This is a genomic window from Afipia sp. 1NLS2 (assembly GCF_000178995.1).
Taxonomy (GTDB): Bacteria; Pseudomonadota; Alphaproteobacteria; order Rhizobiales; family Xanthobacteraceae; genus Afipia.
In genome coordinates this window covers 312919-331142 of record NZ_ADVZ01000002.1, presented here as the reverse complement: position 1 = coordinate 331142, position 18224 = coordinate 312919, and the positions used below count along the sequence as shown (strand labels likewise).

Genomic DNA, 18224 nt, shown 5'->3' with positions numbered 1-18224 from the left:
CAATCGCACTTGGGTCAAGCGGAGAGCAAGTGTGTCATGCGGCGAATGCCGGTCGGGGCAAGATGGTCACGCGGGGCAACCCGCGCAACCACCTCTAGCCAAAAGACCAAGATGATTCTTTTGTGAAGAGAATCAAAGGTGTCGGGTTCTCAAATCCGGCACGATAGATGCTGATTACGCCGCGCGTACCTGCGTGAGGAACTCCTCGACAGAGCGGCGCAGCAAGCCCGCCTGCTGATCGAGATCGCGCGCCCGCGCGAGCACTTCCGTCGCCGTCGCGCCGGTCGCAGCCGCGGCCTCGCCGACGCCGCCAATATGCTCGCTGATTTCGTTGGAGCCCGTAGCGGCCGCCTGAATGCTGCGGGCAATCTCGCCGGTCGCGGCCCCCTGCTTCTCGACCGCCGACGAGATTTCGCCTGCGATATCGCTCATCTGCTTGATAGTACCGGCGATGCCGCTGATCGCCAGAACGGCATCCGCCGTGGTGGACTGCATGTTGGTGACTTGCGACGCGATTTCCTCGGTCGCCTTCGCCGTCTGTGTCGCGAGCGCCTTCACTTCGGAAGCGACCACGGCGAAGCCGCGCCCCGCTTCGCCCGCGCGCGCCGCTTCGATGGTAGCATTGAGCGCCAGAAGATTGGTCTGTTCGGCGATGCTCTGAATAAGCTGGACAACAAGTCCGATCTTCTCGGCTCCGCCTGAGAGCAACTGCACCGTGGAATTGGTCTGTTCGGCTTCGCCGACCGCCTTGCGCGCGATTTCGCTCGACTGCATCACCTGACGCGAGACTTCCGAGACCGAAGCGTTCAATTCCTCCGCGGCCGCAGCCACGGTCTGCACATTCTGTCGCGCATTGTCCGAAGCCCTGCCGACGACGGAGGCGCGATCGCTGTTGTTGCTGGCGCTCGCCGCCATTGATTCAGCGGTCGACTGCATTTGCGACGCGGATGTTGCAACCGCCTCGACAACCGCGTTGATGCTGGTTTCGAACCGGTCAGCGAGCGAGGCCATCGCCTCCCGCCGCTCCTCGGCCGAACGCTGCCGGGCAGCATCGTTCTGCCCCTGCATCATCTGCAAATGAGCGATCCTGCTCTGGACTGTCTCAACGGCCGCCGCCAGTGCGCCAAGCTCGCCGCCCTGCGTGGCATAAGGAACGCTGCCGCCAAACCGCCCCGCCGAGATCGCCTGCAAGCTCTCGCCAAGCGCTTGAATGGCCCGCATCAGGCCGCTTTTGACGGTCCAGAGGACGAGGCCTGTGCCGATACATACCCCGCCGATTATAACGGCCATACTCGAGACCGATCCTGCCTCCACCGCGCTTCCCGCATAAAAACCCAAGCCTCCGGCCAGCGCGGTCGCAATTGCAGCGACCGATCCCATTCTGGCAACAAGCGAAAATCTATCGAGAAGCGACATCATGTCCCCCGGGGAAAGAATCAAAGTATCAGAGCGGCAAAATAGTACCCCCGATTGATTGTCATTCCCTTAACCAAACAAAACCGGCCACGCGCGCACGGCCTCTCCCAGCGCCGCGCGCCAACACCGGGGAAATCGTCTCTTTCAGGCCGTTTGAGTGTTTATTGGGCGCTGGAAGTCTTCTCGCCCGTCTGCTTTCCGGCGATCCGGACGCGATCGCCATCCACCACGCCGTCAGCGGGTGTCACCACGATACGATCCTGCGCCGCGAGCCCGGTCGCGATCTCGATCTCGCGGCCCAGATCGCGCGCGATCGTCACCTTCTTGAAGCGAAGGCGATCATCGTCATCGACCGTGGCCACGCTCAAGCCGTCCCGGTTGAAAATAAGAGCGCTGGACGGGATCGTCAGCAGATTGTTCTCGCTTGTCAGATTCAGCGTGACATCGGCATAGGAGCCGGGCCGCAATTCCCCGCTGGCATTATCGAGCGTCAATTGCATTCGTGATGTGCCGGAGCCTACATCAACCGCCTGTGAGGACGATTCGACGACCGCCGGGAACGAACGCCCGACATATTCCGGCACCGCAATCGACGCTGTGCTGCCAACCTTGATAGCCGACAGGTAGCTTTGCGGCACGTTGACGTAGACGCGCAGCTTCTTGATGTCGGAGACGACAAACATCGCCGCGCCTGTGCCGGTACCGCCATTGATCAGCGCGCCGACGTCGGTGTTACGCTCGGTCACGACGCCATCAAATGGTGCCTCGACACGCTTGTATCCTGCCAGCGCCTGTAGCCGATCGACGTTGGCCTGCATTGCCTTGACCTGAGCATCCTTGCTGGACAGATCTGCGGTGCGCTCGTCGATCTCCTGCAGCGATACGAAGTTGGAAGCGAGCAGCGCCCGGCGGCGCTTCAGCGTCGCGGCAGAGAGCTTCGAAGCCGCCTCTGCGTTGGCAAGGTCGGCGCGCGCCTGCAACAATTGCTGGTCGAGATCCGGCGCATCGATTTCAGCGAGCAACTGGCCCGCCTTCACCTGGGCCCCGATATCGACATACCAGTTCTTTAGGTAGCCGCTGACGCGCGCATAGATCGGCGCGCGATAATAAGCCTCGAGGCGACCGGGCAAAGTCAGGTGCGCGCTCGGCGCCTTGACGCTGGGTTTGGAGACGGCAACGGTCGGGATCGCCTGCGCATCGGTCCACTCGCGCAACCGCGCATTGCCGTTCTCGCGCAGCACGATTCCCGTGACGACGGTCACCACGATCACGACGCCGGCGGCGATTCCGGCGAGGCGCAGCTTGCGCTGTGAAATCTGGACGCGCGGATCAGACGGCATGAGATATCTCCGGGGAAGCCTGCGGCTTCGCATAACGCTTGTGGTGGACCATGCTGAACACCACCGGGACGAGCATGAGGGTTGCAACGGTTGCGAATATCAGGCCGCCGATCACGGCGCGGCCGAGCGGCGCGTTCTGTTCGCCGCCCTCGCCCAGGCTCAGCGCCATCGGCGTCATGCCGATGATCATGGCCAGCGCCGTCATCAGCACGGGACGGCAACGCACGAAACCTGCCTCTAGCGCGGCCTCGATCGGATCGCCGAGACGATCCAGCTCCTCGCGGGCAAACGCGATAACGAGCACGCTGTTGGCGGTAGCGACGCCCATGCACATGATCGCGCCGGTCAAGGCAGGCACGGATAGTGTCGTGCCGGTCGCGAACAATATCCAGACGATGCCCGCCAGTGCCGCCGGCAACGCCGTGACGATCACGAATGGATCGGACCATGACTGGAAGTTCACCACGATCAGAAGATAGATCAGAATGATCGCGCCGATCAGACCGAACAGCAGTCCCGAGAACGCGCTGTTCATGGTCTGCACTTGCCCGAGCAGCACCGCGGAGCTGCCTCTCGGCAAATCCTTCGCTGTCTCGTTCAGGACCTTGTGAATATCGGCGGCGACCGCCCCGAGATCGCGACCCTGCGGAATCGCGTAAATTTCGACCATCGGCTGGATGTCGTATTGCGTCACCACCGCGCTCGTGGCCGCCCGCTTGATATCGGCGATGCCGCCAAGGATCGGCAGGCTCGTTGCACCGGCGGCATTGATCGGCAGAGTCTCGAGCTTGTTCAGGGAGTCGATCTGGTATTGCGGCGTCTGCATGACGACGGAATACGACACGCCGTTTTGCGGATTGAGGTAATAGGTCGGCGCCACCTGCGACGAGCCGGCCAGATTGACGACGAGACTGTTGGTAACGTCGCGCTCAGTCACACCGACATATTGCGCGCGCGTGCGATCGACATTGACCTGAAACGCGGGAGCATTCGGCGACTGCTGAATGCGTGCATCCGCCACGCCGGGAATACGGCGGATACGCCGCAAGAGATCGTTGGCATATTTGAAATTCGCGTCGATATTGGCGCCGCGAATTTGCAGGTCGATCGGTGCGGGCGAGCCAAAATTCAAGATCTGGCTGACGATGTCCGCAGGCAGGAACGCAAACGTCACGCCCGGAAACGCGCGCGGCAACTGCTCACGCAGCGCCTTGACGTAGATATCCGTCGGCTGGTGACCTTCCTTCAGCTTGATCTGGATGTCACCATCCTGCGTTCCGATCACGCCGGTGTTGTTATAGGTCATGTTGATGCCGCTGTACGGGATACCGATGTTGTCGGTCATGGTATCCAGTTCGTCCGGCGGGATGGCCTGACGGATAGCCTTCTGGATGTCCGCCAATTGATTGGCCGTCTCCTCCACCCGCGTGCCGATCTGGGTGCGGACGTGAATCAAAATCTGGCCTGCGTCGACGGATGGAAAGAAGTTCCGGCCGAGAAACGGCACCAGCAGGAACGACACCGCGACGAATCCGAAAAATCCCGCGACGAAAACACCGCGATGGTGCAGCGCCATTTCCAGGAGTGCGCGATAACTGGCCCTGAAGCGCTCGAAACGCCGTTCAAAGCCGCGCTGGAAACGTACCAGCGGATTGTTGCTCGGAGCTGGCGGGATGGGGTTTCCGTTCTCGTCGTGCGGGTGCGGATGCAACAGATATTTCGCCATCGTCGGCACCAGCGTGCGCGACAGGAGGAACGACCAGATCATCGCGAACATCACCGCTTCCGCCATCGGCACGAAAAGGAAGCGCGAGACGCCGTTGAGGAAAAACATCGGCACGAACACAATGCAAATGCACAACAGCGAAACGAAGGCCGGCGTCACGATCTGCGCGGCGCCGTCGAGGATAGATGCTTCGACCTCTTTCCCCTGCTCCAGATGGTAATTGATGTTCTCGATCGTCACCGTGGCATCATCAACGAGAATGCCCACCGCCAGCGCCAGACCACCAAGCGTCATGATGTTGAGCGTCTCTCCGATCAGCGACAGGCATATGATCGCGCCCATCACCGACAGCGGGATCGAAATCGCGATGATGACCGTCGAACGCCAGCTCCCCAGAAACAGCAGGATCATGATGCTGGTCAGGATCGCGGCGAGGATGCCCTCTTTGGCGACACCCGAGATCGCACCGCGCACGAAGATCGACTGATCGCCGACCAGCCCGATCTTCAGCGTCTCCGGCAAGGTGTCCTTGACCTCGACGATTTTCTTCTTGATGCCGTCGATGATGTCGAGCGTAGAGATCGAGCCCGCTTTCAGTACCATCATCAGCACCGAGCGGTTGCCGTCGACATGCACGATGTTGGTCTGCGGCGGGTTGCCGTCACGCACATGCGCGACGTCGCGGATATACACCATCGCGCCATTGACGGCCTTGATCGGCAGGTTACCCAGTTCGTTGATCTTCAGCGGCGAGTTGTTGAGCTGAATGCTGTATTCGAACGATCCGATCTTCTGGGTACCGACCGGCGTGATCAGATTCTGCGCCGCCAGCGCATTGGCGACATCCTGCGCCGAAAGGCCCCGCGCCTGAAGCGCGGTGGCGTCGAGGTCGATCTGGATCTGCCGCATCTTGCCGCCATAGGGCCACGGGATCGCCGCGCCCGGCACCGTGACGAGCGGCGTGCGCAACTGGTTGGTCGCAAAGTCGGCGAGGTTCTGCTCGGTCAGCCCGTCGCCGGACAGCGCAAGCTGCAGGATCGGCACGGTCGATGCGCTGTAGTTCAGGATCAGCGGCGGCGTCGCGCCCGCGGGCAACTGCTTGAGCATGGTTTGCGCGATCGCCGTCACCTGCGCGTTGGCTGTGCGGATATCAACGTTGGGCTGGAAGAAAATCTTGATGATGCCGATGCCGGTATAGGAATTGGCCGAGATATGCTCGATGTCGTTGACGGTGGTGGTGAGCGCGCGCTGGAATGGCGTCACGATGCGGCCAGCCATCTGGTCCGGCGGCAAGCCGGTATAGTTCCAGACGACACCGATCACCGGAATTCCGATATCCGGAAAAATGTCGGTGGGCGTGCGCAGCGCCGCCAGTGGACCCGCGATCATCAGCAACAGAGCAAGAACCACGAACGTATATGGCCGTTGCAGAGCAATACTGACGAGCTTGTTCATGGACAGCGCATTCCGACCGGCGATCTTTGTGAAAATCCCCGAAGGGAAAGAGGCTCAGAGCCACGCACAATCTATACGGAATTCAGGGGGCATGAGGCAATGTCACAACGGTCACAGTCTGGTGTTCCACAACCTCTAGGTGGCTGTAAGAACGTCCAATTTATCGGTCCTCGCACATCGCGCCGCACCGCTGTCCGGCTTCTAGAATCAGCCATGCACCGGTACGATAGATCATGACCTATCTGTACCTGATCATGGCCATCATCTTTGAGGTCATTGGAACTGCTGCACTGCAAGCGTCCGAGCAGTTCACGCGGCCAAAGCCGCTGATCCTGACCGCGCTCGGCTACATGGCGGCATTCTATTTTCTGTCACTGGTGCTGCGCACAATGCCGGTCGGCATCGCTTATGCGATCTGGTCAGGCCTCGGCGTGGTGCTGATCACCCTGGTCGGGCTGGTCTGGTTCGGCCAGCGTCTGGACATGCCCGCCATCCTCGGGCTGGGACTCATCATTGCTGGCGTCGCGGTCATCAATCTATTCTCAAAAACCGTGGCCCATTAGGAACAACCACATGCCCAACCGCAACATCCTGGTTCTCATCATCGCGGTGCTGATCGCCGGCATCGGCATCCTCAGCTACAACCTTTATGAAGCCAAGAAGGAGCCGAAGGGCCTGCAGATCAATGTCGGGCCGGATGGCCTGAAGGTACAGAGCAAGTAACGCGGGAGATATCGATGCGGGCCAGATTGATCCTCACAACCCTGGCATTCGTAGCGTGGATGGTGCCCGCCTCCGCGGAGATCGTCTCGCGCGAGAGCGACATCACCAGCATCCGGCTCGGACAGCGCATCTGGGTCGACGACGGCAGTTGCAAGGCTGGCGAAATCAAGCAGATCACCGGCACCAAGCTGACGCCACAGGGCGTCGGCACGGTCAAGCAGTGCGTCTCCCGCAAGGGCCCGCGGCCGAACTAGTGTGGTGGTTCAGAAGTTCGCTACGGAAGATGCCGCATAGTGAGGCGAACTTCGGATTCGGGACACTAGCCCGCACTACTTCGAGAGGAAGTCTCCGCACTTCTGAATCGAGTCCGCACTCCCCCATGGCATGATCGGCACCGACGAGGTCGAATTCTTCGGCGAACCTTCGATCAGCCTGTCCGAGTACACTATGTAGACGAGCACGTTGCGCTTCACGTCGCAGCCTCGCACGATCTGCATCTTCTTGAAGAACAGCGAGCGGCGCTGGCGAAACATATCCTCACCCTGCTCGAACTTCGCCTTGATGCGGATCGGCCCGATCTGACGGCAAGATAGCGAAATGTCTGAAACCTGTTCGGCAAGTCCGAGCCAGCCCTTGTAGCCGCCCTTCTCCGGCACCGTGAAATGGCAAGCGACACCCTCAACATCAGGATCGTCGATCCCGTATGTCGCGAGCTTGTCATCGGGGCTGAGCAACTTGAACACGGTCGAGCGGCGGAAGATCAGGTCGGGCTCATCGGCCGCCAGCGCGGGTGCAACGAGGGAAACAGAGAGAACGGCGGCGGAGACAAGACCGCGCCAGAAACAACTTGGCTGGAACATTTGGGCCTTTCAGGCTGGCACAACCCACACGGGCGCAGGCGGCAGACTGAACAGCAAATAGGCAGCTTTTGGGGAAAAGAAACGTGTTTGTGACCGGAAGCCGGGGTTTATTAATCGGATATCAGCCCTCAACGGATAGCGTTCCCCTGTCGATTCGGCGGTGAACCCGCCGGGCGGTTCGCGACACTAAGATTCAGGCACCAGGCAGCCAATAGCGGGAATGGGCGTGAATAACCAATTATCTGTCATGAGCACCAGGCAGCAGGCCTTGCAGACATTGAATTCCATGGCCGCGATCCGGCGGATCGCCCTAGTATCGGCGATGGCATTGGTCGTCCTGCCCTCAGCCGCGCACGCGCAGTTCTTCTGGGACAGTGATGGTTTCGATTCCGATCGGGTTATTCCGGCGCCGCAGCCTGAACAGCCGCGCGTCAAGCACGTCCGCAAGGCGCAGAAGCCGATCGTCATCAAGGAAACCGCCAAGCCGAAGGGCCCGCTCCTGATCTCGATCTCGATCGAGGAACAAAGGCTCAAGATCTACGATTCAAACGGCCTGTACGCGGAAACGCCGATTTCCACAGGCATGCGCGGCCACTCGACCCCGATGGGCGTGTTCAGCGTGATCGGCAAGGAGAAGTTTCACCGCTCCAACATCTACAGCGGCGCGCCGATGCCTTACATGCAGCGCATCACGTGGTCAGGCGTGGCAATGCATGCCGGCGTGCTGCCGGGCTACCCCGCCTCGCACGGCTGCATCCGCATGCCGATGAACTTCGCGGTCCGGATGTATGGCTGGACGCGGATGGGCGCGCGCGTCGTGATCGCGCCCGGTGAATTGTCGCCGGTCGATTTCGCACACCCGCTCCTGTTTACCCACAGGCCCGAGCCCAAGGTGACGGCTGCCGCCGACAGGAGCGACACCACCGCCGCCCTGCCGGAGCTGAAACCGATCCTCAATCTGGAAACCAGCCTGCAAACCACCAACAGCATCGCCGCGCCGATCCGCACCGCGGACGCCAGCGGTACCGTTCCGCTCGCCACGTCCGGGACGGCGATCGAGCCCGCCAAGGGCGATGCAGCCAAGCCTGAAACCACTGCGCCGCAAACGCCTGCCGCAGAAGCCAAGCCGGTGAAGCGCACCGGTCATATCGCCGCGTTCATCAGCCGCAAGGAAGGCAAGATCTTCGTGCGGCAAAACTTCGCGCCGCTGTTCGAAGCTCCTGTCACCATCGCCGATGGCGGGCCTCTCGGCACCCACGTCTTCACCGTCCGCGCATCGAACGACGATCCCAAAACCTTCCAGTGGTCGGTAGTGTCGCTGCCGCCGCGCGAGCAGCCCACGCCTCTCCAGACGCGCAAGCATCGGCATGGCGAAAGCGAGCGCGCCACGGTCGAAGTGGCGTTGCCCTCGCCTTCGGCCGCGCTCGACCGCATCACCATTCCCGACGATGCAATGCAAAAAATCGCGGAAGCCGCCATGCCGGGCGACTCCTTGATTGTGTCCGATCTCGGACTTGGCGGTGAAACCGGGCTCGGCACCGATTTCATCGTGCCGCTGCGTTAACAGTGGTTTGGCGTTTTATTCCGTTACAATTTCCTTGGCGGTCGTAAGGCTGCGCGAGTAGGCTTCTCATCGGGGGCGCGGCGAATGCCGCCTTGTGGGGAGTTGGGTCATGCGTATCAAGACCGCCGTTATTCCTTTGGCTGCCGCCATATCGATGCTGGCGCTTGGTGGCGCATCGGCGCAAAAGGCTATTCCACGCCAGAATGCCGCGGCACCAGCCGCAACACCTGCCACGCCGCCGCCTCCGCCCGCAGTTCCTGCGAAGCCCGCCTGCGCCAATCCCAATGCGCTCGGGGTTTCCCGTGTCGTCGCCATCGACACCACGGGCGGGCCCGGCTTCGGCTTCGAGCATTTCAAGCAACTCGACTTCCTGCGCGACAAAGAGGTGGTGCTGACGTTTGACGATGGCCCATGGCCGGTCAACACGCCCGCCGTCATCAAGGCGCTGGATGACCAGTGCACCAAGGCGATCTTCTTCCCGATCGGCAAACATGCGACCTGGCATCCGGAAATCCTCAAGGCGGTCGCCGCCCACGGTCACACCATCGGCTCGCACACATGGTCGCACGCCAATCTCAACAGCAAGAAACTCACGGACGACCAGCGCAAGGCCGAAATCGAGAAAGGCATCAGCGCCGTGAAATGGGCGCTCGGCGAGGCACCCGCGCCCTTCATCCGTTTTCCGGCGCTCCAGCATCCGCCGTCGATGGTGGCCTATATGGGCGAGCGCAACATCGCGATCTGGTCGTGCGATGCCGACTCCTTTGACTTCAAGGCCCACAATCCGAAGAAAATCATCGATACCGTGATGGGCAAGCTCGACAAGCTCGGCAAGGGCATCATCCTGATGCACGATTTCCAGAAGCACACCGCCGAAGCCCTGCCGGAACTGCTTAAGCGCCTGAAGGATGGCGGTTACAAGGTCGTGCAGGTCAAGGCCAAAACCAAATTGCAATCGATTGCGCAATATGACGAGGAAGTCGTAAAAGGCCTGAAACAGCCGGTGATCAATTCACGCCCGGTGTCGAGCGTCGTCGAAACCATTTCCGAATAGCGAGTCTGTCTTGCCAATCGAAGCCTACGTCATCGTCTCCGCCGACGGCATGCTGGCGGATTCCACCGGTGTCATGCCGGATTCGCTAAAATTCCCGGCCGATCAGGCCTTTTTTGAGAGCGCTCTCGACAATGCCGATCTGATCGTTCACGGCCGCCACTCACACGAGGAACAGAAGCGATCGAACGAGCGGACGCGGCTCATTCTGACCAGCTCCATTCCCGCGCTCGCGCCGGATACCGGACATCCTCATTCGACGCTGTGGAATCCCAAGGGGGCCTCATTCGAGGAAGCCTGCAAGGCAACTGGCGTCTCGCCTTCCGCGAAGATCGCGATCATCGGCGGACCGCATGTCTATGCCTTCTTTCTCGACCGCTACGATGCGTTCTGGCTCTCGCAGGCACATGGCGTCCACCTTGCTGACGGCCTCGGCGTCATGCCTGGCGTGCCGCAACGAACGCCGCAGGCCATTCTCGCTGCCGCTGGACTGCATGCGGCCGAGACGCAGGTGCTCGACGCAGCAAAGCGTGTCGATCTCACCGCCTGGCGGCGCTGACGCCTCAGATATCTGTGTAGGATGATCCCGACGCGGCGAGTTCGCGCGGACGGCCCGCGATCATCAACAACGCGCCGATCAAGGCCAGATTCTTCAACGCCTCGAACAGGCTCGCCGTCCGCTCAGTGGCGGCCGCGTTCCAGAAATCGTTGAAATAGAAAACCGTGAGCACGAGGAGCAGCGCAAGCAGCACCGCGAAGGTGCGTGCGCCCAGATTGGTCGCTATCGCCAGCGCACCCAGAATCTCGATCGCCCCGCCGAGAATGGCGATCACCTGCGTGATCGGCATCCCCGTGAAGGTCTCGATCTGCGACGTGTACTCCGTCAATTGCGCGGGCACGGCGAAGTGAGCGCCGATGGCCTGCGCGGCGCTTTGAAGATCGAGAAATTTGTTAATGCCCGAAACCAGAAACAGGGCCGCGAACAGAATCCGCCCGATGACGTAAAGCGCCGGCATGACTTATCCCCATTGTCCGAGCGAAACGGTTCAACAAACGAAGTCACAACGCCGTCATACAGGACGGCCCGTTTGAGGCCATCCCCATCATGTCAGCCAGACCAGCATAGCGGATGCCGGAAGGAGCGCCATCCCTTGGCGCTCCCTGCCCGGCAAGGCTCACAGCAGGTTCGGCTGCTTCATCCGCTCCTGCGCTTCCACAACGGCCACCGCCGTCATGTTGAGAATTCCGCGCGCGGTCACGGACGGCGTCAGGATATGCGCGGGCCTCGCCGGCCCGATCAGGATCGGTCCGACCGGAAGCGCCCCGGACAGCACCTTGATCATCTGGAAGGCGATGTTCGCCGCATCCAGGTTCGGCATGATCATGATGTTTGCCGAGCCTTCGACACGCGAGTGCGGAAGCACCAGCTTGCGTGTCACTTCCGACAAGGCGGTGTCGCCCTGCATTTCACCGTCCGCCTCGATCTCGGGGTGCGACTGCGCCAGCAGTTCGGTGGCGCGGCGCATCTTCCTCGCCGACTCCGAGTCATGGCTGCCGAAATCGGAATGCGACAGGAAGGCGATCCGGGGCTTGATACCGAAACGCTGCACATGCACGGCCGCCAGCGCGGCGATTTCCGCCAGTTCCTCCGCGGTCGGGTTCGGGCGGATCTGCGTATCGGCGATGAAGTACGAGCCCTTATTGGTAATCAGCAGCGCCAGCGCCGAATAATCGGTCAGTTCGGGCCGGATGCCGATGATCTCGCGAACGCGGCGCAGATGGCTGAGGTAACGCCCATCGACGCCGCACAGCATCGCATCGGCCTCGCCGCGCTGGACCGCAAGGGCCGCAATCACGGTCGAATTGGTACGCACCAGCGTGCGCGCCGCATCCGGCGTGATGCCATGACGGCCGGCGATATCGACATAGCTCTGCACGTAAGAGCGATAACGCGGATCGTCTTCCGGATTGATGAGGTCGAAATCCTCGCCCGGCTTGATCGAGAATCCCGCACGCTTGAGCCGCGTGGTCACCACGTTGGGGCGGCCGACCAGAATCGGACGCGCGATCTTCTCCTCCACCACGGCCTGCGTCGCGCGCAGGACGCGCTCGTCCTCGCCCTCGGCGTAGATCACGCGCATCGGCTCCTTGCGGGCCTTCGCGAACAGCGGCTTCATGATGAAACCGGAGCGGAAAACGAAACGGTCGAGCTGCTCGACATAGGCATCGAAATCCGCGATCGGCCGTGTCGCCACGCCGGACTCCATTGCCGCCTTGGCGACGGCCGGCGCAACGCGCAGGATGATGCGGGGATCGAACGCGCCGGGAATCAGCGAACCCGGACCGAAGCCGGTCGACTCCGCGCCATCGAAGCCGCGCGTTACCACGTCAGACGGCGGATCACGTGCCAACTGCGCCAGCGCATCGACCGCCGCGCGCTTCATCTCCTCGTTGATCGCCGTCGCGCCGACATCGAGCGCGCCGCGGAAGATGAAGGGGAAGCACAGGACGTTGTTGACCTGGTTCGGGAAGTCGGAGCGGCCGGTGCAGATCATCGCATCGGGGCGCGCCTCGCGCGCCACGTCCGGCATGATCTCCGGCGTCGGGTTGGCGAGCGCCATGATGAGCGGGCCGTCCGCCATCGTCTTGAGCATCTCGGGCGTCAACACGTTCGGGCCGGAAAGGCCGAGGAACACGTCGGCGCCGACGATGGATTCCGCCAGCGTACGCTTGTCGGTCTTCTGCGCGTAGATGGACTTCCATTTGTCCATCAGCGTATTGCGGCCCTCATAAACGAGACCGTCGATGTCGTTGACCCAGATGTTCTCGCGCTTGGCGCCCATCGACACGAGAAGGTTGAGACAGGCGAGCGCCGCAGCTCCCGCTCCCGCCGTCACGATCTTGATGTCTTCGAGCTTCTTGCCGTTCAGCACCAGCGCGTTGCGGATCGCGGCGCAGACGATGATCGCGGTGCCATGCTGGTCATCATGGAACACCGGGATTTTCATTTTTGCCTTGAGCTGCTCCTCGATCTCGAAGCACTCGGGCGCCTTGATGTCCTCGAGGTTGATGCCGCCGAAGGTCGGCTCCAGCGCGGCCACGGTATCCACGACATGAGAAACGGTGTGCGCATCGATTTCGATGTCGAACACATCGATGCCGGCGAACTTCTTGAACAGGACCGCCTTGCCTTCCATCACCGGCTTGGACGCCAGCGGGCCGATATTGCCAAGGCCGAGAACGGCGGTGCCGTTGGTGACGACAGCGACGAGGTTGGAGCGGATCGTCAGCGAGGCTGCCTGCGCGGGATCGGCGGCGATCACTTCGCAAGCCGCCGCAACGCCCGGCGTGTAGGCCAATGCCAGGTCGCGCTGGTTGCCGAGCGGCTTGGTCGCCTGGATCTCGAACTTACCGGGACGCGGCAGGCGATGGTAGGACAACGCCGCGTTACGTAACTCGTCCGACGAATTTCCCATTTCTGAAGCCAATGCTTTCCGCCGATGTGGTCTCGGCGCTCCCTCGATCAGTTTTGTGGAAGGTTGAGCCTGATGTGCAGTTCACGCAACTGCTTGGTTGATACGTCCGACGGCGCGCCCATCAGCAGATCTTCCGCACGCTGGTTCATCGGGAAAAGCGAGATTTCGCGCAAGTTGTTCGTTCCGCATAACAGCATAACGATTCGGTCTACCCCCGCCGCCATGCCGCCATGCGGCGGAGCACCATACTGGAAGGCGCGGTACATACCGCCGAAGCGCTCCACCACGGTTTCCTCACCGTAACCGGCGATCTCGAACGCCTTCACCATCGCGGCAGGCTTGTGGTTGCGGATACCGCCCGAGGCGATCTCGTAGCCGTTGCAGGCGATGTCGTACTGGAACGCCTTGATGGTGAGCGGGTCCTGCGTCTGCAACGCTTCAAGACCGCCCTGCGGCATCGAGAACGGATTGTGGGAGAAGTCGACCTTCTTCTCCTCCTCGTTATATTCGTACATCGGGAAGTCGACGATCCAGGCCAACTCAAACCGGTCCTTGTCGATCAGGTTCAATTCCTCGCCGAGTTTGGTGCGGGCGAGACCTGCGAACTTCCAGAACTTCTGCGGATCGCCCGCGACGAAGAACGCGGCATCGCCGTCCTTGAGGCCGAGTTGCGTGCGGATCGCGGCGGTACGCTCGGGGCCGATGTTATTGGCGAGCGGCCCTGCGCCCTCGCCACCTTCACGCCACATAATGTAGCCGAGGCCCGGCTGGCCCTCGCCCTGCGCCCACGAATTCATGCGGTCGCAGAACGCGCGCGACCCGCCGCCCGGCCCCGGAATAGCCCAGACCTCGTTACCCGCCTGCTCCAGCATGCGTGCGAACACCTTGAAACCCGAACCACGAAAGTGCTCGGAGACGTTCTGCATGATCAGCGGATTGCGCAGGTCCGGCTTGTCGGTGCCGTATTTGCGCAAGCTCTCGGCGAACGGAATGCGCGGCCAGTTCTTCGTCACCGGCTTGCCGTTGGCAAAATCCTCGAACACGCCGGTGATGACCGGCTCCATCGCAGCAAAAACATCGTCTTGCGTGACAAAGCTCATCTCGAGGTCGAGCTGATAGAACTCGCCCGGCAGGCGGTCGGCGCGCGGGTCCTCGTCGCGGAAGCACGGCGCGATCTGGAAGTAACGGTCGAAGCCCGACATCATCAGGAGTTGCTTGTACTGCTGCGGCGCCTGCGGCAGCGCGTAGAACTTGCCGGCATGGATGCGCGACGGCACCAGGAAGTCACGTGCGCCTTCCGGCGAGGACGCGGTCAGGATCGGGGTCTGGAATTCGAAGAAGCCTTCCTTCTTCATCCGCGCCCGCATGGAATCAATGATTTGCCCGCGAGTCATGATGTTCTGGTGAAGCTTCTCGCGGCGCAGATCGAGAAAGCGGTATTTCAGCCTGACCTCTTCGGGGTATTCCAGATCGCCAAACACCGGCAGCGGCAGTTCGGCCGCCTCGCCCAGCACTTCGATGTCGGCGATGAACACCTCGACGGCACCGGTCGGCAGATCGGGATTGTCGGTGCCCTCGGGGCGGCGGCGAACCTTGCCGTCGATCTTCACCACCCACTCCGAGCGCAGCTTTTCCGCCAGCTTGAACGCCTTGGAATCCGGGTCGATGACGCATTGCGTCATGCCGTAATGATCGCGCAGGTCGATGAACAGGAGACCGCCGTGATCGCGGATGCGGTGGCACCAGCCCGACAGGCGAACGTTGGAGTCGATGTCGCTCTCGCGGAGCGCGCCGCAGGTATGGGACCGGTAGCGATGCATGGGAATCCTGAAAAAGGGTCGAACAAAGAATCGGAAAAGCGCGGACGGGCGCGCGTGGCAGGGGTTTACCCGAGCCGGGTTCACCGGGCAACCGAGGGATCGCCGAAAGCGGGGGCAAATCGGCCTAAAAGGCCAATAAAAACAATACAAAATATCACCACCTGAAAAGCTGGCCGAGCTCCGGCCTCAACTTCCTCCGGCCTGATCGCCGGGCTCCGGGCGAGCCACTTCTCCAGATTCCGGAAATAGGAAACCGTCCCGCCAAATCCGCCGCGAGGGGATGGGCGGTTGACGTTACCCCTTCAGATTGCTTGAAAAAGCAGATCAAAAAATCGGTCATCCGCCCAAACGGACGCGACATCCGGCCGAGGAACGTTTATGCAGCAGCCATGGAATTGATTACCAGCACCGAGCAACTGGCCGCCGTCTGCGCGCGGCTCGCCCGGCACCCGTTCGTCACCGTCGACACCGAGTTTCTGCGCGAGACGACCTACTATCCCCTGCTCTGCGTGGTGCAGCTCGCCAGCTCCGACGAAGCAGTGGTCGTGGATGCCCTTGCCGAAGGCATCGACCTCAAGCCGTTCTTCGATCTCATGGCCGACGAGAAGGTTCTGAAGGTCTTCCATGCCGCGCGGCAGGACATCGAGATCGTCTGGCATCTGGCCGGGATCGTCCCGCATCCGGTGTTCGATACACAGGTCGCCGCCATGGTGCTCGGCTATGGCGATTCCATCGCCTACGATCAGCTTGTCGGCCGCATCACCGGGCACAAGCTCGACAAGACCCACCGCTTCACCGATTGGTCACGCCGCCCGTTGACCAAGGAACAGAGCGCCTACGCGCTTGCCGACGTCACCCATCTGCGCGACGTGTTCACGGCACTTGATGCCGACCTCAAGAAACGCAAGCGCGCCGACTGGGTGAGCGAGGAAATGGACGTCCTCACCTCGCCCTCCACCTATAACGCACCACCGGAGCGCGCCTGGGAGCGCCTCAAGACCCGCGTGCGCAAGCCGCGCGACCTCGCCGTCCTGATCGAGGTCGCGGCATGGCGCGAGCGCGAGGCGCAGACCCGCGACGTGCCGCGCTCGCGCGTGTTGAAGGATGACGCCATCGGCGACATCGCCACCCACGCGCCGACGACGCTGGAGAAGCTCGCGCACCTGCGCTCGCTGCCGAAAGGCTTCGATCGCTCGCGCTGGGGGCAGGACATCGTCGAGGCGGTGAGACGCGGGGTCGATCGCGATCCCGCGACGCTGCCCAAGCTCGACAAGCCGCGCGGCAACGGCAACACCGGGGCTACCGTCGAGCTTCTGAAAGTGCTGCTGCGGATGACCTCCGAGAAGCATGCGGTCGCGAGCAAGATCATCGCCACGGTGGACGATCTCGAACAGATCGCCGCCGACGACGAGGCCGACGTTGCCGCCATGCACGGCTGGCGACGGGAGCTGTTCGGAGAATCCGCGCTCGCGCTCAAGCACGGCAAGCTTGCGCTGGCGATCGAAAAAGGCCGCGTGATCGGCACCGAGCGCAAATAGCTCCAGTCTTAGAGATACGACGCCAGCGTGTTCTGCACCGACTGCTGGGTCTTGTAGCTTGCCAACACACGACTCGTGGTGGTGTCAGTCACGCCCAGCACGGTTTTCTCCTCCGCACTCATGTTGTTGTAGGTTTGCATCAGGCCGAGCGCACCGGTCGAGCTTGAATCAGGGCTGCCGTTACTGCTCGGGAACAGCGTATTGTACATCGCGGTGCGTGTTCGCTGATTGAGTTCCTGCTTCGCAGCATAGATTTCGTCGCTGGAGAAAGACGAATCCGGATTGAGCATGATCGTTGCGAGCGTCCGGTTGTCGAAATTCGTAAAATCGACCTTCTGCCCGCTGGTCTGCGACGAGTAGAACGACAGCGTGGTTCCGTTATCCTTGGCCTTGTTTTCCTGATCGTCGAGCATCGCGCGGGCATTGGCAGCAACCTGCGAGGTCGTCGCATCGGAGCCGAGCGTGGTGATACCGCTGTCGGGTCCGTCGAGCAGCGCCGCGACGGGATCGTTGGCGTCACCCGTGTCCGGTGCCTTCCCAAAATTGCTGTTGGCGGCAGACAGGCCAGTTGTGACAGCAAGCTTCTGCGCTTTCCAGGCAGCCGTTGCCTTCTCGCCGTCGCTCGCCTGATCGAGATAGTCGGACGCCGCCTGATAGAGGCTCGCATAGTCCCCCGTGTGGCGGGCGATGACGACATGCGACGCCATCGCGTTGTTGAAACGCGCCTGCAATTCGCTGGTTGCGGCCGCACTCTCGTCCGAGGTGAAAAGGCCATCGGTATTGGAGGCCACGGCCGACAGCGTGGCACGGCTCTGCGAACTGAAGTCGACGGCCACCTTGCCATCGAGCATCGCCGACGAAATACCGAGTGAATCGTATTGCGTATCGAACCATGCGCGCGCATTCGCCGCGAGCGTGTCGAGCGATACGTCTGCGCTGTCGCCGGTCGCAGCCGCATCCTGCATGCTTGCGAGATAGCTTTTCGCCGCATCCGAGAGCGTCACATTGGTCGATGAGGAAGATGACGAATCGGAATTTTGCTCGTCCAGCACCTGTGCGAGGCTCGGCTGCGCTGTCGTCGTCGCGTATCCTTGCGAAGCGGAATTGAGCAGCGATGTCGAATAGGCTCCGATGGTCGTCATGGGCTGGCTCCGGAGGCTGTTGTTACCTCTCGGAAGGGCATTGCAGGAGTCGTGCCACGCCAGCGATGTAAAATTCAGGGATGTTTGAGAGGGCTCCCTCTCCCGCCACTGCA

General features: G+C 61.7%; 15 protein-coding genes. 7 read left to right on the top strand and 8 right to left on the bottom strand.

Annotation, left to right across the window (positions count from 1 at the left end):
- Nucleotides 1-174: 174 nt before the first annotated feature.
- The 3 genes from AFIDRAFT_RS10285 to AFIDRAFT_RS10275 form a co-directional block, all read right to left on the bottom strand.
- Nucleotides 175-1290, bottom strand: a complete 1116-nt coding sequence (locus tag AFIDRAFT_RS10285) for a methyl-accepting chemotaxis protein (protein WP_245258161.1) — start codon at nucleotides 1288-1290, stop codon at nucleotides 175-177.
- Between the two features lie 287 nt (nucleotides 1291-1577).
- Nucleotides 1578-2756 (bottom strand): efflux RND transporter periplasmic adaptor subunit, encoded by a 1179-nt coding sequence (locus tag AFIDRAFT_RS10280; RefSeq protein ID WP_009339317.1) that lies wholly within the window; start codon nucleotides 2754-2756, stop codon nucleotides 1578-1580.
- Entirely contained in the window at nucleotides 2746-5937 is a 3192-nt protein-coding gene (locus AFIDRAFT_RS10275; RefSeq protein ID WP_009339316.1) for an efflux RND transporter permease subunit, read from the bottom strand. Before AFIDRAFT_RS10275 ends, AFIDRAFT_RS10280 begins: the two co-directional genes overlap by 11 nt.
- 230 nt (nucleotides 5938-6167) lie before the next feature.
- On the opposite strand from AFIDRAFT_RS10275, the gene AFIDRAFT_RS10270 reads away from it, so the two are divergent.
- The 3 genes from AFIDRAFT_RS10270 to AFIDRAFT_RS10265 are packed head-to-tail and all read left to right on the top strand — an operon-like array spanning nucleotide 6168 to nucleotide 6914.
- Entirely contained in the window at nucleotides 6168-6500 is a 333-nt protein-coding gene (locus AFIDRAFT_RS10270) for a DMT family transporter (protein ID WP_197083248.1), read from the top strand.
- A 10-nt stretch (nucleotides 6501-6510) separates the two neighbouring features.
- The gene (locus tag AFIDRAFT_RS20025; protein WP_009339314.1) at nucleotides 6511-6660 is read left to right on the top strand and encodes a hypothetical protein; all 150 of its coding nucleotides are present in this window, start codon (nucleotides 6511-6513) and stop codon (nucleotides 6658-6660) included.
- A 14-nt stretch (nucleotides 6661-6674) separates the two neighbouring features.
- Nucleotides 6675-6914 (top strand): DUF6719 family protein, encoded by a 240-nt coding sequence (locus tag AFIDRAFT_RS10265; RefSeq protein ID WP_009339313.1) that lies wholly within the window; start codon nucleotides 6675-6677, stop codon nucleotides 6912-6914.
- 75 nt (nucleotides 6915-6989) lie between these two features.
- On the opposite strand, the gene AFIDRAFT_RS10260 is transcribed toward AFIDRAFT_RS10265, so the two are convergent.
- On the bottom strand, nucleotides 6990-7520 hold the full coding sequence (locus AFIDRAFT_RS10260; protein WP_009339312.1) for a CreA family protein: 531 nt from the start codon (nucleotides 7518-7520) through the stop codon (nucleotides 6990-6992).
- A gap of 220 nt (nucleotides 7521-7740) precedes the next feature.
- Here AFIDRAFT_RS10260 and AFIDRAFT_RS10255 point away from each other — a divergent pair, with 220 nt between their 5' ends.
- From AFIDRAFT_RS10255 to AFIDRAFT_RS10245, 3 genes are all read left to right on the top strand, one after another.
- Nucleotides 7741-9084 (top strand): L,D-transpeptidase, encoded by a 1344-nt coding sequence (locus tag AFIDRAFT_RS10255; RefSeq protein ID WP_009339311.1) that lies wholly within the window; start codon nucleotides 7741-7743, stop codon nucleotides 9082-9084.
- Between the two features lie 109 nt (nucleotides 9085-9193).
- Nucleotides 9194-10138 (top strand): polysaccharide deacetylase family protein, encoded by a 945-nt coding sequence (locus tag AFIDRAFT_RS10250; protein ID WP_009339310.1) that lies wholly within the window; start codon nucleotides 9194-9196, stop codon nucleotides 10136-10138.
- A gap of 10 nt (nucleotides 10139-10148) precedes the next feature.
- Nucleotides 10149-10694: a dihydrofolate reductase family protein gene (locus AFIDRAFT_RS10245; protein ID WP_009339309.1), complete on the top strand. Its 546-nt coding sequence runs from the start codon at nucleotides 10149-10151 to the stop codon at nucleotides 10692-10694.
- Between the two features lie 4 nt (nucleotides 10695-10698).
- Here the strand turns inward: AFIDRAFT_RS10245 and AFIDRAFT_RS10240 are convergent, their stop codons facing one another.
- From AFIDRAFT_RS10240 to aspS, 3 genes are all read right to left on the bottom strand, one after another.
- Complete coding sequence (locus tag AFIDRAFT_RS10240; RefSeq protein ID WP_009339308.1) at nucleotides 10699-11151, bottom strand: DoxX family protein; 453 nt, start codon at nucleotides 11149-11151, stop codon at nucleotides 10699-10701.
- Nucleotides 11152-11310: 159 nt separating this feature from the next.
- The gene (locus AFIDRAFT_RS10235; RefSeq protein WP_009339307.1) at nucleotides 11311-13611 is read right to left on the bottom strand and encodes an NADP-dependent malic enzyme; all 2301 of its coding nucleotides are present in this window, start codon (nucleotides 13609-13611) and stop codon (nucleotides 11311-11313) included.
- A 47-nt stretch (nucleotides 13612-13658) separates the two neighbouring features.
- Entirely contained in the window at nucleotides 13659-15431 is a 1773-nt protein-coding gene (aspS, locus tag AFIDRAFT_RS10230; protein WP_009339306.1) for an aspartate--tRNA ligase, read from the bottom strand.
- A 389-nt stretch (nucleotides 15432-15820) separates the two neighbouring features.
- On the opposite strand from aspS, the gene rnd reads away from it, so the two are divergent.
- Nucleotides 15821-16969: a ribonuclease D gene (rnd, locus tag AFIDRAFT_RS10225; RefSeq protein ID WP_009339305.1), complete on the top strand. Its 1149-nt coding sequence runs from the start codon at nucleotides 15821-15823 to the stop codon at nucleotides 16967-16969.
- Between the two features lie 8 nt (nucleotides 16970-16977).
- Here the strand turns inward: rnd and AFIDRAFT_RS10220 are convergent, their stop codons facing one another.
- A complete protein-coding gene (locus tag AFIDRAFT_RS10220; RefSeq protein WP_009339304.1) occupies nucleotides 16978-18111 on the bottom strand; it encodes a hypothetical protein in 1134 nt (377 codons plus the stop codon).
- Nucleotides 18112-18224: the final 113 nt, after the last annotated feature.

What these genes read in the sequence shown, in the direction of transcription:
- AFIDRAFT_RS10235 (WP_009339307.1), bottom strand. Translation starts at nt 13,611, where the DNA reads ATGGGAAATTCGTCGGACGAGTTACGTAACGCGGCGTTGTCCTACCAT.
- AFIDRAFT_RS10285 (WP_245258161.1), bottom strand. Translation starts at nt 1,290, where the DNA reads ATGGCCGTTATAATCGGCGGGGTATGTATCGGCACAGGCCTCGTCCTC.
- rnd (WP_009339305.1), top strand. Translation starts at nt 15,821, where the DNA reads ATGGAATTGATTACCAGCACCGAGCAACTGGCCGCCGTCTGCGCGCGG.
- AFIDRAFT_RS10280 (WP_009339317.1), bottom strand. Translation starts at nt 2,756, where the DNA reads ATGCCGTCTGATCCGCGCGTCCAGATTTCACAGCGCAAGCTGCGCCTC.
- AFIDRAFT_RS10275 (WP_009339316.1), bottom strand. Translation starts at nt 5,937, where the DNA reads ATGAACAAGCTCGTCAGTATTGCTCTGCAACGGCCATATACGTTCGTG.
- AFIDRAFT_RS20025 (WP_009339314.1), top strand. Translation starts at nt 6,511, where the DNA reads ATGCCCAACCGCAACATCCTGGTTCTCATCATCGCGGTGCTGATCGCC.
- AFIDRAFT_RS10260 (WP_009339312.1), bottom strand. Translation starts at nt 7,520, where the DNA reads ATGTTCCAGCCAAGTTGTTTCTGGCGCGGTCTTGTCTCCGCCGCCGTT.
- aspS (WP_009339306.1), bottom strand. Translation starts at nt 15,431, where the DNA reads ATGCATCGCTACCGGTCCCATACCTGCGGCGCGCTCCGCGAGAGCGAC.
- AFIDRAFT_RS10265 (WP_009339313.1), top strand. Translation starts at nt 6,675, where the DNA reads ATGCGGGCCAGATTGATCCTCACAACCCTGGCATTCGTAGCGTGGATG.
- AFIDRAFT_RS10250 (WP_009339310.1), top strand. Translation starts at nt 9,194, where the DNA reads ATGCGTATCAAGACCGCCGTTATTCCTTTGGCTGCCGCCATATCGATG.
- AFIDRAFT_RS10255 (WP_009339311.1), top strand. Translation starts at nt 7,741, where the DNA reads ATGGGCGTGAATAACCAATTATCTGTCATGAGCACCAGGCAGCAGGCC.
- AFIDRAFT_RS10220 (WP_009339304.1), bottom strand. Translation starts at nt 18,111, where the DNA reads ATGACGACCATCGGAGCCTATTCGACATCGCTGCTCAATTCCGCTTCG.
- AFIDRAFT_RS10240 (WP_009339308.1), bottom strand. Translation starts at nt 11,151, where the DNA reads ATGCCGGCGCTTTACGTCATCGGGCGGATTCTGTTCGCGGCCCTGTTT.